The organism is Pseudoalteromonas sp. SR44-2 (assembly GCF_014163745.1).
GTDB lineage: Bacteria > Pseudomonadota > Gammaproteobacteria > Enterobacterales > Alteromonadaceae > Pseudoalteromonas > Pseudoalteromonas distincta.
Window position 1 is genome coordinate 221,553 of the sequence record NZ_JACJDW010000002.1, and the last position, 16,309, is coordinate 237,861.

Annotated in this window: 11 protein-coding genes; 6 read left to right on the forward strand and 5 right to left on the reverse strand. The window is 40.4% G+C overall.

Annotation, left to right across the window (positions count from 1 at the left end):
• The first annotated feature begins 15 nt into the window (after positions 1-15).
• From H5115_RS02240 to H5115_RS02260, 5 genes are all read left to right on the forward strand, one after another.
• Positions 16-654 carry an ATP-binding cassette domain-containing protein gene (locus tag H5115_RS02240; RefSeq protein ID WP_182753415.1) on the forward strand — a complete coding sequence of 213 codons (639 nt, stop codon included), beginning with the start codon at positions 16-18 and terminating at the stop codon, positions 652-654.
• A 32-nt stretch (positions 655-686) separates the two neighbouring features.
• Positions 687-1,367, forward strand: coding sequence for a CDP-alcohol phosphatidyltransferase family protein (locus H5115_RS02245; protein ID WP_182753417.1), 681 nt, complete (start codon positions 687-689; stop codon positions 1,365-1,367).
• Positions 1,360-2,151: a sterol desaturase family protein gene (locus tag H5115_RS02250; RefSeq protein ID WP_182753419.1), complete on the forward strand. Its 792-nt coding sequence runs from the start codon at positions 1,360-1,362 to the stop codon at positions 2,149-2,151. Before H5115_RS02245 ends, H5115_RS02250 begins: the two co-directional genes overlap by 8 nt.
• Positions 2,152-2,411: 260 nt before the next feature.
• Complete coding sequence (locus H5115_RS02255; protein ID WP_182753421.1) at positions 2,412-5,072, forward strand: glycoside hydrolase family 16 protein; 2,661 nt, start codon at positions 2,412-2,414, stop codon at positions 5,070-5,072.
• Positions 5,073-5,137: 65 nt separating this feature from the next.
• Positions 5,138-8,071, forward strand: coding sequence for a TonB-dependent receptor (locus H5115_RS02260; RefSeq protein WP_182753423.1), 2,934 nt, complete (start codon positions 5,138-5,140; stop codon positions 8,069-8,071).
• Positions 8,072-8,122: 51 nt separating this feature from the next.
• Here the strand turns inward: H5115_RS02260 and H5115_RS02265 are convergent, their stop codons facing one another.
• From H5115_RS02265 to H5115_RS02285, 5 genes are all read right to left on the reverse strand, one after another.
• Positions 8,123-9,595 carry a S41 family peptidase gene (locus tag H5115_RS02265; protein WP_182753425.1) on the reverse strand — a complete coding sequence of 491 codons (1,473 nt, stop codon included), beginning with the start codon at positions 9,593-9,595 and terminating at the stop codon, positions 8,123-8,125.
• 230 nt (positions 9,596-9,825) lie between these two features.
• Complete coding sequence (locus tag H5115_RS02270) at positions 9,826-10,338, reverse strand: DUF421 domain-containing protein (RefSeq protein ID WP_182753427.1); 513 nt, start codon at positions 10,336-10,338, stop codon at positions 9,826-9,828.
• A gap of 571 nt (positions 10,339-10,909) precedes the next feature.
• On the reverse strand, positions 10,910-12,133 hold the full coding sequence (locus H5115_RS02275) for a DUF4238 domain-containing protein (RefSeq protein WP_182753429.1): 1,224 nt from the start codon (positions 12,131-12,133) through the stop codon (positions 10,910-10,912).
• A 110-nt stretch (positions 12,134-12,243) separates the two neighbouring features.
• Positions 12,244-13,245 (reverse strand): DUF4365 domain-containing protein, encoded by a 1,002-nt coding sequence (locus tag H5115_RS02280; RefSeq protein ID WP_182733156.1) that lies wholly within the window; start codon positions 13,243-13,245, stop codon positions 12,244-12,246.
• Positions 13,246-13,711: 466 nt separating this feature from the next.
• Complete coding sequence (locus H5115_RS02285; protein ID WP_149593193.1) at positions 13,712-15,232, reverse strand: aldehyde dehydrogenase family protein; 1,521 nt, start codon at positions 15,230-15,232, stop codon at positions 13,712-13,714.
• A gap of 172 nt (positions 15,233-15,404) precedes the next feature.
• Between H5115_RS02285 and H5115_RS02290 the strand changes: the two genes are divergently transcribed.
• Positions 15,405-16,298 (forward strand): AraC family transcriptional regulator, encoded by an 894-nt coding sequence (locus tag H5115_RS02290; protein WP_182753431.1) that lies wholly within the window; start codon positions 15,405-15,407, stop codon positions 16,296-16,298.
• Positions 16,299-16,309: the final 11 nt, after the last annotated feature.

Sequence of the window (16,309 nt, forward strand, 5' to 3'; positions counted from 1 at the left end):
GGTTAAGGTTTTTTAATGCAGTCATCGTTACAAATTAAAAATTGTCAGCTTTATCGCCAAAATGAGCTGCTACTTAGCTTAAACGAGCAAGTTAATGGCGGTGACATACTTACCATTATGGGGCCATCAGGCAGTGGTAAATCAAGCTTATTAAATTGGCTTACGGGTACTTTACCAAGTAGCTTTAAGGCCAATGGAGAGGTGTGGCTTAATGGTCAAAATATCGATAACAGCCCTCCACACTTGCGCCATATTGGAGTGCTTTATCAAGACGCTTTATTGTTTTCGCATTTAACTGTTGCTGGTAACATTGCCTTTGCAATGCCAAAAAGTAATAAAAAACAACGCCTTGAAAAAATAGAACACGCACTTGAGCAAGTAGGTCTTAAAGATATGGGCAATCGTCACCCCGATAACTTATCGGGCGGGCAACAAGCCCGTGTTGCATTATTACGTATGCTGCTGAGCGAACCTAAAGCCATTTTACTTGACGAACCCTTTAGCAAACTCGACACCCAACTGCGTGTTGACACACGCGAACTCGTGTTTAGCCAAATACGCGATCATAAACTACCTGCAATTATGGTAACTCATGACCATAGCGACGCCGACGCTGCAAATGGCAAACTCATAACTTTAAATAGCACACTTTAATTCGTGGCTTTAATACGCATAAGGCAATAAACATGCTAGACAAATTTATCACCCCTGTAATTAAGCCACTTTTAACACCTGTGGTTATGCTTATGCATAAACGCGGCATAACTGCCGATCAGCTAACCGTGGTAGGCTTTTTAGCTGGCTTATTAGCCGTGCCATTACTGGCGTTTGAAATGTGGTACGGGGCATTAGTTGCCATTGCTTTAAATCGAATTTTAGATGGACTTGATGGCGCATTAGCACGCTATGCAAACCAAAGTTCAAGCGCGGGTGGCTTTTTAGATATCACACTCGACTTTTTATTTTACGCGGCTATTCCGCTTGGCTTTATTTTGGCAAACCCCGAGCAAAACGCCATTGCCGGTGCGGTATTACTGGCCACTTTTATAGGCACAGGCTCAAGCTTTTTAGCCTTTGCCATAGCCGCCGAAAAATTTAGGCTCGAAAAACCCCAGTTTAAATACAAAAGCTTTTACTATTTAAATGGTTTAACCGAAGGCACAGAAACCATAGCGCTGTTTATTGCCTTTTGTATTTGGCCGCAGCACTTTGCAGTTATGGCGAGCATTTTTGCTATTGCGTGTGGCATAACTATTTTTACCCGTATACATGGCGGTTATCACACGCTTAAGCAACAAGAAGCCGATGCTAACAAAGCAGCTGAAAACGTGCCTAACAGTGCAAATTCTGAGGTAATAAATGACTAATGAAGTATGGTGGCGACTCGGCTGCTTTTTTAGCATTTTAATTATAATGATGCTGCTTGAATGGCAAAAGCCTGCTCGCCAAGCACCTATTAAAAGCAGTACACGTTGGTTTGCTAATTTTGGATTAGTGTTTGCATCATCAGTTATTGCGCGCTTAGTGGTCCCTATTGGGTTAACCGCTGTTGCACTTTACAATCAAGAGCACGGCATTGGCTTATTTAATCAAATAGCCCTACCAAGCAGTTTAATTATTATATTGAGCATACTTTTACTCGATATATTAATTTATTGGCAGCATAGATTATTTCATCAAGTGCCTATATTATGGCGTTTGCACCGCGTTCACCACGCCGATGCACACGTAGATACAAGTACGGGCTTGCGCTTTCACCCTATCGAAATTGTACTGAGCATACTTATAAAACTCATTGCAGTAACTGCTCTTGGCGTACCTGCCATTGCGGTACTTATATTTGAAATAGCACTTAATGGTTTAGCATTATTTAATCATGCAAATATACGCCTACCTAATGCTATTGAAAAACCGCTGCGTTTAATACTAATGACGCAAATATTGCATCGAATTCACCATAGCCAAGTGGTTAGTGAAACCAACTCAAACTATGGTTTTAGTGTAATTTGGTGGGATAAATTATTTGGTAGCTATAAAGATAAAGCTAAAAAAACTGATGCAGATATAAATATTGGCTTAAAAGAATACGCAAGCCAAAAGCAAAATGCCTCGCTTTGGGGTTTATTGCTCATGCCATTTAAAAATAAGTAAACCGCGTACATTCTCGGATTAGTCCTATATTTAATAGGCTCTTATTAAAGAGCCTATTATCAATTAAGTAACACTAAAACGCCTCTTACCGTAAACTAATTGTAAATAAAATAAACAAATATGTTGACCATTTGCGTACTCCACAATATCATTTGTAAGCGCTTACAAAACACAATCTAAAATGTAAGCGCTTACAGCATGAAAACCAAGCTCAAAAAACAATTAATCTGACAATAATCTGTTGAAACCGGGGTTCAGTTATGAACATTGAAACAACGCACATTACACGTTTACTTGCCGCTATCTCTTTAGTTACGTTAGCTGGCTGTGGTGGTGACTCTGCCACTAAATCAAATTTTGAAAATGTAGATGCCTCTGAGCCAGTATCAGATTGGCAAATGGTTTGGAGCGACGAGTTTGAAGGCTCAGCCATTGATACAAACAAATGGAACTATGAATTAAACTGCGATGGCGGTGGTAACAACGAGAAACAGTGTTACACCGACAGCGAGCAAAATGCATTTATTGCAGACGGTGTGTTAAACATTGTTGCCCTACCAGCGACAGAAGGTGCTGAAAAGCCATACACTTCAGCGCGATTAAATACGCGTTACAACGCCGACTTTACATATGGTCGCTTTGAAGTGCGCGCCAAACTTCCATCAGGACAAGGTAGCTGGCCAGCATTTTGGATGCTGCCAACTGATGAAGTTTACGGCACTTGGCCTCGTTCTGGCGAAATAGATGTTTTAGAATCAGTAAACCTTAAAACACCAGATGAAGATGGCGGTATAGAGTCTAGTATCCACGGCACACTTCATTACGGACGTGCGTGGCCAGATAACAGCTACACAGGGCAAGAATACAAATTCCCTGAAGATACTAACCCGGCAGATGATTTCCACACGTATGCTGTTGAATGGCAAGAAGGTGAAATTCGCTGGTACGTAGACGGTTACCTTTATGCAACTCAGCGTCAATCAGAAGTTCGTACTAATGCAAGTGGTGAGGCTGTAGGCCTAAAACATCGTGGTTGGTTTGCAGAATACTTTGAACAAGGTTCTGGCGAACTTACAACGCATTGGGATAGCGCACCATTTGATAAAGACTTTCACTTATTGCTAAACCTAGCAGTAGGCGGTGACTGGCCTGAAAACGTAAATGATTTAGGTGTAGACGCTAGCGCATTTGAAAACGGCCAAACCTTTGCTATTGATTACGTACGTGTTTATCAATGTGCATCAAACCCTGAAACAGGTAAAGGCTGTGAAACTATTCGCCCAGGTTACAATAGCTTAGACGATGCTTTGCTTGAAGGCGATGCACCAATTCCTAGCCCACCTTCGACAGGCATTGCAACACCACTAACTATTTTTGGTGAATCATTTAATCCAAATTGGCCTGCATGGGATTGTTGTGGTGGTTCTACTCCCGCTATTGTTGCAGATGAAACCCAAGGTGATGTAGTTGAATTTGTAGTAGGTGCAGAACCCACTGTAATGGGCTTTATTAGCCGAGAAATTTTTATTACTGACGAAGCAGGAAAAGCCAGCCCGTTTGATGCATCTCCAATGCTGGATGAAGGTTACGTTCGCTTTAAAATGAAAGTAACAAATGCACCAGGCACAGCTGATGCAGCTTGGCTTGTAAAACTTGAAAGTAATGAAGGTTCTAGCGCAGTAGAAATGCCGATTACAGACAGTGTTGAAGGCGTAAGCCCTGTTGTTGGCCAATGGCAAACTTATACATTTTTACTAAAAGATTTAGATGCTGCAGATTTAGATATCAGTGCAATTGATGTGATCATGGTGTTTCCAACATGGGGCGCAGGTGAAGGCGCTGTTTATTTAATTGACGATGTTGAGATTACTCAAGATAACTTAGGCGTATCACCTGAACTTACTATTTTTACTGATGAGCAAAATCTAGCATGGCCAATGTGGGATTGTTGTGGTGGCTCAACCCCTGTTGAAGCTATGGATGATGAAGAACATGGTCTAACTGCAGAGTTTAGCATTGGTGCAGAGCCTACTGTGATGGGCTTTAATAGCCGCACATCGTCAGGAGGCGCAGGCGAATCGTTTGACGCTAGTAGCATTTTAAATGAAGGCATTATTCAATTTGATTTAAAAGTAACCTCTACTCCTAGCGATCCAGCTACACCGTGGTTATTTAAAGTTGAGTCAAATGGCGGCGACTCTGCAGTAGAGCTTGAATTAACGACAAGTGTTGAAGGCGTAGCGCCAGTTACTGGCGAGTGGCAAACATATACATTTAAGCTGTCTGATCTTGCAGCTGCTGGCTTAGATGTAAGTACTATAGATGTATTAATGATTTTCCCAGCGTGGGGGGCAGGTGAAGGCTCTGTTTACCGTGTAGATAACGTTAAGATTTATAATCCAAATGCAGCGCCAGCTGCAACGGGTGAGCTTACTGTATTTAAAGATGCAGCTGCCGATCAGTGGAGTATTTGGGATTGTTGTGGTGGCTCTACACCAACAACAGAAACCGATGATGACGCGCATGGCGCAGTAGCGCAATTTAGCATTGGTTCTACTGCTACAGTAATGGGCTTTATTGCTGATGAAGACGTATCGTTTGATGCCTCTGCAATACTTGAAAATGGTGTAGTTCAATTTGATATGAAAGTTGTATCAGCCCCTTCAGATATTGACGCTCAGTGGCTATTTAAAATTGAATCAATTGGTACATCGAGTGCCGTAGAGCTTGCTTTATCAAGCAGTGTTGAAGGCCAGGCACCTGTAACGGGCGAATGGCAAACATACACCTTCCCTCTTCAGCAATTGTTTGATGCAGGCTTAGACATTAGCGCATTAAACGTAATTATGGTTTTTCCTAGCTGGGACATGGGCGATGGCGCGCTTTACCGTATAGACAACGTGATTATTGCAAATCCATAAAACACACACCAATAGGCGCTTAGCGCCTATTGCTACACAACAACATTTTATAAAGCAGAGCTATTATGAACACATTCAATTTTAAAAAGAGCCAACTTGCGGCTTCTGTGTCTCTCATCATTGCTGCGAGCACATTAAACACAGCTATTGCGGCAGAAGCAGAAACAAGCGTTTCATCTGATGTAGAAGTTATTGAAGTAAAAGGTATTCGTGGTTCACTTATTCGTTCTATGGATATGAAACGCGACTCTTCTGGTATTGTAGATGCCATTTCATCTGAAGAAATGGGTAAATTCCCAGATACCAACTTAGCAGAATCATTACAACGTATTACCGGCGTATCGGTGAGCCGTGCAAACGGTGAAGGTAGCCAAATTACAGTACGTGGTTTTGGCCCTGAGTTTAACTTAATAACCTTAAATGGCCGCCAAATGCCGGGCACAGGTTATACACGCTCGTATAACCTTGAAAACATCGCCTCTGAGGGAGTAAGTGCCCTTGAAGTGTTTAAAACAGCACGTGCAGACGTGCCAAGCGGTGGCTTAGGTGCAACTGTAAATATTTCTACTGCACGCCCTTTTCAAAAGCTGGGTCAAAACTTTTCAGCTACCGTTAAAGCAAACCACGATTCGTCAAACGAAGCTGGCGATGACGTAACACCAGAGTTTTCTACTGTTTACAGCAATACTTTTGTAGATGACACTTTTGGCTTTGGTTTTTCATTTTCGCACCAAGAGCGTGACTTTCAAAAACAAAGTGCAAATATTCAAGGCTGGCAGGCAAACGTAGACTTACCTGAATTAGATAGCAGCAACGTCGTTGATAACCGCACAGACCCTGCAGGTAACTACTATTTCCCTAAAGACATGAACTACTCTATTGAAGATGTAGAACGTGAACGTACAAACGGACAAGTTACCTTTCAATACGCACCGGTAGATGGCTTTGTAGCAACACTTGATTACACAGCAAGTAAAGCTGTTACAGGTTCACAGAGTATTGGTTGGGGTATTTGGAACGACTTTGGTAGCAATATAAATGGCTACGAACTAGATGAAAATGGTACAGCTGTTTATGCTGATATTAGCGGTAACGATGCGTCATTCACTGCTAATAAAGGCACTACAGAAGTAAAAGCACGCTCACTTGGTTTAAACCTAGATTGGGAAATTAGTGACACGTGGCACGTAGAGCTTGATTACCACGACTCTAAAAACGAAACTGATAACGGCGCCGACAATGGTCTGGGAAGTGCCGGCCAAGTAATTTTAGGTTCTGATCAGCTAGCTAATAAAATTTATGATTACCGCACGGGCGAAGTACCCAGTGCACAAGTTAATTGGTTAAATGGCACAAGTGAATTAACGCCTGGCGAAATTGATTCAAACTTTAGTCAGTTTACTCACTCACCGGGTGAATCAAACATTGAACAATTACAGCTACATACAACATGGTATAACGAAAGTTATGACATTGGTTTAGTTAAAGTAAAATTTGGTGCATCACGTACAGAACAAAACACCGGTGGTTACACCGCGTGGAGTGGTTTAGTAGGTGGTCCAGGCTTTAACCCATCGTATACAGAAATATTCCCAGATAGCATGTTTACCCGTCACGATACATCGGGCCTTTTAGATCAATTTGAAGGGGGCGGCAGCAACTTACAACCTGGTTACTACTATACCTACGATTTTGACGAAGCTGTTGCACGCCAAATTGCTTACTTAACGGCAGATGTAACAGGTGGCGATGCATATGCTGCTAATGCATACGCAGACGGAATAGATAGCGAAAGCTACGTAGAAGAAATCACTGATAGCTTTTATGTACAATCAAGCTGGGAATTTGACGTAAGTAACTACTACGTAAAAGTAAATGCAGGCCTACGCTATGAGCAAACAGACGTAACCAGTACTGTACGTCAACGCGTTGAAGATCAAGTTAATTGGATCAGCGCTTCAGAGTGGATCATGCAATACGCTGCTGGCGGCGATGATAACTTCTTAGAGCAACAAGGTGATTACGATGTTTTACTGCCTTCAATCGACGTAAGTGTTGATTTAACTGAAGACGTAGTAGCCCGCGTATCTTGGGGTAAAACAATGTCGCGTGCACCACTGGGTAATTTAGCCGGTGGCCGCAGCTTAACAGGCAGTCCAAAACCAGGTTCTCGCACAGGTAGCCAAGGTAATACAAACTTATTGCCGTTTGAATCAACAAACCTTGATTTATCACTTGAGTATTACTACGCGGAAGGCAGCTACGCATCTGTTGGTTACTTTAAAAAAGACGTTGATAACTTTATTCAAACCACCATTACGCAAACTACTATTGATGGCTTGCACGATATTTTAAACGGCCCTCGTTACTTACAAGCCGTAAGCAATATTGAATCACGTGGTGAGCAAGCAACAACCGACGCTATTTTTGCACAAATGATTGCCAGCGGTTACGGCAATGCAAATGGCGTTATTGAGCCAAGCAGCGACGATCCGCTAATTACATGGAATATTAGTCAACCACAAAACACCGATAGTAAATCGGTAGATGGTTTTGAAGTTGCTGTACAACATCTAATTGGTGAAACCGGTTTTGGTATTGGTGTAAACGCGACGTTTGTAGATGGCGACGTTGAATTTGATAGCGAAAGCCTTGATCAACAAGCACCTCTTACAGGCTTAAGTGACTCAGCTAACTTTCAAGGTTTTTACGAAAAAGACGGCCTATCAGTTAAAATTACTTACGCATGGCGCGACTCATACCTAATTGGTGTTGGCCAAGCTCAAGGCTCAGCTGATGCGCCTCCGCAATATGCTAAAGCGTATGGCCAATGGGATATGAGCGTTAACTACGATGTAAACGAAAACGTAACGGTATTTTTTGATGGCATAAACTTAAATAATGCAACCGAAGAAGGTTACGGACGTTACGAAGAGCAGTTCTTATTTGCTAATCAATACGGTCCTCGTTACTCAATTGGTGCTCGTTACACGTTCTAAACTATTTCCTAGTTAGAAGGTTAAGCCGCTTGTTACAACAAGCGGCTTTTTTTATAGCGTTTTTATTTGCTCAAGCAACACATTAGTTGTCCAATCAATGCCGTTATATGCAATATCTGGCTTGTAGTAAGCCCCAGCCCCTCGCGCTCTATTCACATATACTTTATTTGGCACTACAACTTTACCTAAGCCTGAAGGTAAGTCGGCTAAGCGTACCTCCATATACATAGAATCAGCGCTACTTGGTGCACCAAATAACGTTGTATTTTCAAAAAGCTTAAACTTATCAAGTGCATCTAAACAAGCACTCGCACATTGCGGCGGAACAATAACAAACACCTTGGTTTTAAAGTCACTCACTAAAGGCTTTTGTGGTATGTTATTTAGCGTATTAGTCTTTTCTTCTACATAAAACGGGGCATCATTTTCAAGTGATAGAGCCATGCCAGCAGCGACGGTTTTAAGAGTTTTCAGTACTCCGGGTTGATCTTTTACAACGCTAAATAAAGACTCTACATAGTCAGTATTATCTTTTGATGCTCTCCACCATACTTGCGTGTTTTGAGAAGTATTATTTGCTTTTTGCTCTACTACTTTTTGGCCCCATAATCCTTTTGCTATTTGTGAGCTCCAATAAGATGAGCCACCTTGGTTATGGCGCAAATCTAATACCACGGCTTTTGCAGTAAGTAACTTGCTACGTTGCTGCTGTATTTTTTCAAACACTTTATTGTAGGCAGCAGTTTGTTGATCGGTTGATGAAAAGCTAGGCATAGCAATCCAACCAATGTTTTTTTCAGGCCACGTTAAATCAATGGAGAGTTCATCACCGTTATAAGCATTTTCTAAATGCTTGCTTGCTGACTTAGGCTTTACTGACCAATTTAATACGTGTGTATAGGTATCACCATTGGCTTTAACAAATTCGCATTCTTTTAGGGGAGTTAAAAATGGATTACCCTCGTCAATTAGTAACCGCCAACCTTGCTGCCACCAGTGCCCAGGTTGTGCAACTTCACCATGAAACTTAAATATTCTCTTGCGCATTAAGGTATCAGTGCTTTGCCCATCACATTGGCTTACAACGTCGCCTTTGCTAATATTTTTGTTTTCACTGTAATACACTTTTAGCGCATCACCTCGCCATAAAGCAGTAAAGCCGGGCCAGCGGCGCGCGGGTCTCTCTACGCTTGAAAACGCACCAGCATGACCATCTTGTAACACAGTGCTAAAGCGTGCAATTGCCGCTACATGAACTTGCGGACCGCTCGCTTGTGACGAGAGTGCAAGCGCCTCTGCTTTTGCTTGATTTAATAAATCAGGGAACGCGGCGTTGTTGGCATCAAACATACCGGGGTGATTTTGTGCGCTAATGCTATAAGCCGCGTTAATATCGCGCTCTGTTATGCTGCGCCACTGCTCAGGTGTAGTAGGTAGAATGGGTTCTTGTGCAGCATTTATAAATGGTGATAGTAGTAAAGCGCAGAGCAATACATGATTGGTTATTTTTGTTTTTATAGTCATGAAAATCCGTTTAAGCTAAAAATAAATTACTGGTTACGTTATTGTTCATTAACAATACTAAAAAAGCGATTTAAGGTACATATGTAAATACATACCTGGCACCTAAGTTAAAAACTTAAGAATCGTCCAACCTTATTTAGTAGGTGAGCAATGTGTCTGATACAGTAAAAAAGCCATACCAATTAAGTTACGCGATTTATGGTAATCATCGGCCGCTAAAAATTGTCCAATTAATCCCGAGGATTTCGTAACTTCATAATCAGTTGAGCATAGTTTTCACTTTTCGGCACAATACTTAACTCACCGTCGGCCTCGAAAACCACCGCCATAACTGTGCTTAAATCACCAAAACCGGCTTTTCTAACACTTGCTTCCACTTCAGTGCTTGTGAGTCGAGCATCTTTCATAGCGGCCTCTACATATTCACCGTCGAAAAAAACTAATTGTGGAGAGGTTTTTACTACTTTGTCGAAGGTCGAAAAATGGGCGCTTATCCAAGTGAGTAGATACTGTAAAAAGAGGAGCAGGCTAACCGCAACTAAAACCTCAACTATGACTACGTCTTTCAATAAAATAGCTGAACCTAAGATGGAGCCCGCTGCTACGGTGATTATCCAGTCAAAGTTGTTCATTTTGGCAAATGAGCGTTTACCCACTAAGTGCGTCGCTAGGATTAAAAAGGGATAAATAATCAAAGTTGTGGTGACAATGCGCGCTATTTCACTCCAAGATTCAAAAAACATATTTCCCTCTACTTAAGGTGCTGAATAAATTAAGAATCATATAAGCTAAACAGCCACCTGAATCACACAAACTAGGCAGTCACCTTAATAAACAAACAACACTATGCAACTAAATCTGCCATACAGATACAGCATCTATCTTTTATTAATAGGTCACTTTTACGAATAATTTTTATTTATCTCAGGGCACCAAATTATGATGACACCCACTTTATTTAGCCTATTAAAATCTAGGCATCAAAAAGTGCAAAGTTTAAGATGGGTGTCTGATTAATTCTTCTTTTTTCGACAATATAACAAGGGGCATATTCAAATGTGCCAGGCAAAATTTGCTCAGCGAAATTGATAGGAATGAATTTATTTTGACAGGATAAGTCAGGCTTGACTTCTCACCCAAAGAAAGAGCCATTACGGTTTAGCGCCAAATGAATCTGAGGTTAGATATCAAGATTCTAAAACTGTGGCCAAAATTAGTTGACCGTTACACTTGTAATAGTTTGCTAAAATGTGAAGCGAAGCGGAACCGAGCAAACTGTTACGAGTCCGACTTGAAAACCCTTGTTAGGTTCGTTTAAATTGCAGGCTCTCTTTGAGAAAGCTCTGTAACTAATTTAACTAGTTTTTCCTCATCAACAGATTTCCTGTCGATATTTTTAAATTCATAATTTACATAAGATAAAAATTCCGCCTCACTATAATAAAGAATGAAGCTCCTCAGGATCTCTTCAAGCTCATTAGTCGCAGTGATATGCCTAGGGAAAGGGTATTCATCAGCTTTGCTAGGTAAGACAAATAAACAATCTTTATATGTTAAAGGCACAACAAAAAACACCCCACTGCTTGTTTTTGATAATATATTACATATATCTGGCAGCAGAACTTTACTATTTGGTGAGCGAATTATTACCCATTGGTTCTGGTTTAAGGGCTGAGCAACTTTATTATAAGCTTCATTGTTACTATATAGACTCTCATATATTTTTCTTTGGTGAGATAGGTCATTCGCCTTATCTTCACCATAGTGATCTATAACTATGGGTTTTAACCTTTTATTATAATCATCGATGAATTTAGGGTTTCTAAAACGTTGTATAACAATAAAACCAATAACTGCTTTCTTTTGAGGTCCGTTCAACGGTTCAAAATCCAACAGCTTTTGAAGGGGTATTGATGCATCGCCCTCTATAAGTCCAAAATAAGCCTCTAATTTGTCACTATATAAGTTTTTAACAAAGCCCCATTGGCTAAAAGGAATATTTCTCGATGTTATTTTAGTTCCATTGATGTTGTTTTTTCTAATTCGCCCGTTTTCAGACCAATATTTTCGTATAAAAGACTTAGGAATAAAGTGGTTGTCACCAACTTTTTTAATTACCAATTTATTTGCTTTAGGGTTCTTTTCTTTTGCTAAAGCTGAGCGGGTTTTTAACTTCCATCGCTCATGATATTTCCGTAACCAGATATTCTCAGCAATTATTTTACCCGTATTACTGATTTTATCGAGACCATTAACATTAAAGCAGAGCTCTTCTTCTTTCTCTAAATCAATTTTATTAGGATTTGATTTCTCTGTTTGTGCAGTAATTACTTTATCAACTATGTGGGAACGTAACTTAGCATGTTCCAAAATCATCTCTTCTCTTAAATCAACGTGAAGCTCTGTCATTTCTGGTTCGGAGATTCGTTTGACTTCATCAAATATTAACGTTAAAACTTTTTCCCATATATTAGCTAAACCTTCAGCTTGGCTTTCTTTAATGTTTGGAAACCGCTTGATTAGTTGAGATTTGATCACGAAGCCTCCTGAGAACCTAACGCCGTTTTAAGCGGCAAATTGCTGTTGGCTAAAATAAGTGAGGCACGAACAAAAAGCCAACTGTAATTTGTCCGACTTGAAAACACTTGCTAGGCATTTTTGATTTGTGAATTTAGGTACTCATCTTTTACTTTATTTATTAAAGCAATCCGATTGATTTCACTGTGAGTAAATAAAACTTGTACAAAAGACTCTTGAGCGGCATGTAAGTTACCAGTATCTTCAATTTTACCTTCAGATTTCAGTTTACTCTCTAGCTCATGAATTAATTTAACTAGCGCTTTGCCTCTAGAAGTCAAAGGTGCCAAAAACGAAGGTTGCATTTCTCGATCATACCAATCAATCATGCAATCTGAAAAATCAATATCTGCTATATTTTGGTGAACTAAAAATTTAAGGTAATCAAAAAGAAAGCTATGTTCCGAATGTCCAACTCCCATTCCAAATTCAGAGTTTTGGTTAACTAAGGTTTCTTCAGCAACTGTCGCAGCCACATCCATACCAAAATATAGTGAACGACAAATATTTGTTAGACCAGAACAAAAAAGATTAAAGTATGAAACTGGAAAAGAAGCATTGTCACATTCATTTTTTATTAAAAAATCTAATAGCTCTTCATGTGACATTAAGTGTTGTTCTGAGGCTGCGAAACCTTCAAAAAGAGTGCTAGAGTCTGTTGTTTGTAGAATATTAGATTTGGGTATTTTGATCCCTTTAGGATCAGAAGCCTTGGCAGTCCTAATAGCCTGTCGAGCATCAACCCAATAACTTAAGTTCGCATCTGGGTTATGTATAATGATTAATACGGGTAAAGGATATCTTTCCCAATAAAATCTATGCTTTTCTTCCGGATAAAAGACCCAGTTATCTCCACTTTCTTTGAAAAAAGAAGGGCCTGACTTTATTTGCACAGCAACCATTTTTCCAGTAGCAAACCCCTCACTACTAACAAATTCAATTTGACCATCAATACCTACATCTGCAATAGAAGTTTCTCGCCAGATTTGACCTAACCTTGCAATAGCTTCAGCTACAGCATTCACACCAAACCTTTCTTGGGAGTTTGTTGGATTATATTTCGGTAGACTCATAGTTTCCTTAAATGCCTAACAATTTTGTCTACGACACTTGTCGCTTTATAAACCGACAAATGTCCACATATTACAATGCATTTATCTTAGCCAGCAAATAACCACCTGTAAACAATTAGTTAACTATAAAGGATTTTCCATTAATGCTGTAATACACCTAAATGGTGGAGATCAGTAATATCCGACAATGCATAAATCACTGCTAATTTTTAGAGCAACTTTTATAAAAAGTTAATATCATAAAATCGTTTTTAGTGCAGGTAATGAGTTATTTAAAACGCTTAGGTTTTAACGTTTTGAATACAGCTGGTATTGTACTTATATATTACAACACGCTTAAAGTAGTGTTGTGAGCACTGTGAAATAAAAGCACTTTAAAATAAAAACACTCTAAATAAAAAAGCGCTACAAATATGCAGCGCCCTCATCACTTAATGGTTGTTGTGTACAAGTTTGAACTGTTTTATTAAAAGAAGCCGAGCGGATCTTCGCTGTAGCTCACTAATAGGTTTTTAGTTTGTTGGTAGTGATCAAGTGCTAGTTTGTGTGTTTCTCGCCCTATTCCTGATTTTTTATAACCACCAAATGCAGCATGTGCTGGGTACATGTGGTAACAGTTTGTCCACACTCGACCAGCTTCAATTTTACGTCCCATGGTGTAAGCACGATTCATGTTTCTACTCCACACCCCTGCACCTAAACCAAACTCAGAGCTGTTGGCAAGTTCGAGTGCTTCGGCTTCATCTTTAAAGGTCGACATTGAAATAACAGGGCCAAAAATCTCTTCTTGGAACACACGCATATCGTTCGTGCCCTTTAATAACGTAGGCTGTATGTAATAACCACCATTTAAATCGTCACTTAGCTGCTCTACATTGCCACCTGTAAGTACCTCTGCACCTTCTTTTTTGCCTATTTCAATGTAGCTCAGTATTTTATCAAATTGTGCTTTTGAAGCTTGTGCGCCCACCATTGTTTCACTATCGAGCGGGTTACCGCGCTTAATTTTTTGGGTACGCTCGAGTATTCGTTCAATAAACTGCTCGTAAATATCTTCTTGAATAAACAGCCTTGATGGGCACGTACACACCTCGCCTTGGTTAAAGTAAGCAAGCACGGCGCCTTCTATTGCTTTGGATAAAAACGCGTCGTCTTTTTCCATTACATCATTAAAAAATATATTAGGTGATTTACCACCGAGCTCGACCGTTGAAGGAATAATATTTTCAGCAGCGCATTTCAAAATATGTGAGCCCACAGGCGTTGAACCTGTAAATGCAATTTTAGCGATGCGTTTGCTTGTGGCCAGTGCTTCGCCTGCTTCTTTACCGAAGCCGTTTACTATATTTAATACGCCTGCAGGGAGTAAATCGCCAATTATCTCCATTAAAACTAAAATAGAAGCTGGTGTTTGCTCAGCCGGTTTTAAAATTACGCAGTTACCTGCAGCAAGTGCTGGCGCGAGTTTCCAGGCGGCCATTAAAATAGGGAAGTTCCACGGAATAATTTGCCCAACAACACCTAGTGGCTCGTGAAAATGATACGCAACGGTGGTTGCGTCTATTTCACCTATAGTGCCGTCTTGCGATCGTAGGCATCCTGCAAAGTAGCGAAAGTGATCTGCCGCTAGCGGAATATCTGCAGCGAGTGTTTCACGAATTGCTTTACCGTTATCCCATGTTTCGGCAACAGCTAGTAACTCTAGGTTTTGCTCAATTCGGTCGGCTATTTTTAGCAGTATGTTACTTCGGTCGGTCACCGATGTTGTGCCCCACTGCTCTCGCACTGCATGCGCTTTGTCGAGAGCCAGCTCTATGTCGTCTTTGTCTGAACGCGGTATTTGGCAAAATACCTTACCGTTTACTGGGCTTATATTATCAAAATATTGGCCATTTACAGGCTTTACCCACTCTCCGCCAATGTAGTTTCCGTATTGTTGTTTAAAGTTTACGAGTGCGCCGTCGCTGCCTGGATTTGCATATATCATGTGTGTGCTCTCTTTATTGTTGTTAGCTAAAGGTCGAACATTTATATAAAACAAAATGCTTTATATTTAATCAGTGTTGTTTGACATTAGCCTAACGAGCACCTAAAAACTTGATTAGCTGTCCACAAAAGTTGTCTGTGGGTCCACACTAATAAAAAACTAAAGGATTGATATGCACACATCTCAGTTAAACAAAAAACGCCAGCAACTTGATGTTTTAATAGAAAATAAAGTGACATTTGCGGCAGATAATAGTGAATTGAGTATTTACGACACATATCAAAGCGCGCAAAAGGTGGCACTGCACTCAAACGAGCTGCTGTTTTGCGCCATGCTTAGCGGCAAAAAGGTAATGCACGTAGAAAGCAGCCAATACCATAAAGCATTTTTACCACACGAGTCGTTTGTATTAGCGCCAGAGCAAGGTGTTTTAATTGATTTTCCACAGGCATCAATGCACGCCCCAACTACTTGTTTAGCTATTGAAATTAGCACCGACAAAATAACTAGCGTGGCGAATGCACTTAACATGCAGCAAAACTTTGCACACGATGGCTTATTTGAATATGTACCTCAGTTAGTGCATACCCAACATAATATTCAAACGCAGCAATTATTAGAGCGCATGGTGCATTTATTTAGCGAGCAAGGCGCACAGCGACATTACTTGATTGATTTGTCGTTAAACGAATTGATCACCCGTTTATTACAACAACAAAGCCGCGAGCTATTGCTGGCTAGCTGCGATAAGCCACGCCTTAAAACAAAAGTCAGCGATGCCCTGCTTTATATTGAAGAACACTTAAGTGAAACGCTCGACATAAATACCTTATGCAAAATAGCCTGCATGAGCCGCAGTAAGTTTTATCAGCAGTTTAAACTTGCATTTGGCACTAGCCCAGCCCTTTGGCAGCAACAATTAAGACTTAAAAAAGCGCGTACTCAATTGCTACAAGGCCATGCAATTAGCCAAGTGTGCTTTGAAGTTGGATTTAATAGCGCGAGCCACTTTAGTCGTTTATTTAAACAAACGTTTGGCATTGCGCCTAAAGAGTGTCGACATTAGCCCTAAAATCT